The sequence below is a fragment of the Streptomyces sp. B1866 genome, assembly GCF_031932565.1.
GTDB lineage: Bacteria > Actinomycetota > Actinomycetes > Streptomycetales > Streptomycetaceae > Streptomyces.
In genome coordinates, this window is the sequence record NZ_JAVSCF010000504.1 from 1 (window position 1) to 1482 (window position 1482).

Annotated in this window: 1 protein-coding gene; it reads left to right on the top strand. The window is 72.5% G+C overall.

Features of this window, described 5'->3' with window-relative positions; all coding sequences use genetic code 11:
- Positions 1 to 1482, top strand: a 1482-nt coding sequence (locus RKE29_RS29820; protein WP_312008834.1) for a DUF6531 domain-containing protein, incomplete at both ends; no start/stop codon positions are given.

Here is a 1482-nt window from a genome sequence, read left to right on the forward strand (position 1 = left end):
AGTGCGGGCGAGCCGGTGGACGTGGCGAGCGGTGCGATGTGGATGGCGCAGACCGATCTGAGTCTGCCCGGCAGGCTGCCGCTGATCTTCGAACGCACCCACCTGTCGTCCTACCGGTCAGGGGTCTGCTTCGGTCCGACGTGGTCGTGCGTGCTGGACGAGCGGGTCCAGCTCGACGCGGAGGGTGTGGTGTTCGCCGCCGCGGACGGGATGCGGCTGGTGTACCCGGTGCCGGAGCCGGGGGTTGCGGTGTTGCCGGTCAAGGGCGCGCGGTGGCCGCTGGAGTGGGACGGCAAACCGGGTGGGCTGATGACGGTCACCGACCCGCACACGGGTGTGGTGCGCACCTTCACGCATCCGGGCTCCACCGGGGTGCCGGGCACGGTGGACCTGCCGCTGGAGAGCCTTCAGGACCGGGGCGGCGCGCGGATCGACATCGACCGCACCGAGCAGGGCACCCCGACCGCGATCCGCCACTCCGGCGGCTACCACGTGGCCGTGGACACCCAGGGCCCCCGGATCACGGCCCTGCGCCTGCTGGAGGAGCCTGTGTCCGGCTACGAGCGGGAGGCGGCCGCCGGCGCGGGCACGGTGGTGATGCGCTATGGCTATGACCGGGCGGGAAACCTGACCGAGGTGGTCAACTCCAGCGGGCGGCCGCTGCGTTTCACCTACGACGCGCAGGGCCGGGTCACGTCCTGGACCGACCGCAACGGCACGTCTTTCTCCTACGTGTACGACGAGCGGGGCCGGGTGGTACGCACGTCGGGCAGCGACGGCGTGCTGTCCGGCACCCTGGAATACGACCAGGACACCCTCACCACCGTGTACACCGACTCCCTGGGCCACCGCACCACCTACCGCCACAACGCGGACGGGCAGGTGACCGAGGAGACCGACCCGCTCGGCCACACCACCCGCACCGTGTGGAACGCGCGCGGCGACCTGCGCCTGTCGGTGACCGACCCGCTCGGCCGCACCACCCGCTACGCGTACGACACCACCGGCAACTTCACCGAGGTCACCCGCCCGGACGGCAGCACCGCCCGAGCCGCGTACAACGCCCTGTGCCAGCCGACCGAGGTCACCCCGCTGGGCGGCGCCACCTGGCACCGTAGGTACGACGAGCAGGGCAACCTCCTCACGACCCGGGACCCGGCGGGCGCGGAGACGGCGTACGCGTACGACGACCGCGGCCACCTGACGGCGGTCACCGACCCGCTGGGCCACACCACCCGCCTCACCACCAACCCGGCGGGCCTACCGCAGACGGTCACCGACCCCCTGGGCCACACCACCACGGTGGAGCGCGACCCCTTCGGCCGGATCACCACGCTCACCGACCCGCTGGGCCACACGACCCGCACCACGTGGACCCCCGAGGGCCTGCCGAGCCGCCGTACCCACCCGGACGGCACGCACGAGACGTGGACCTGGGATGGCGAGGGCAACCTGCTCACCCACACCGACCCGGCAGGCCAC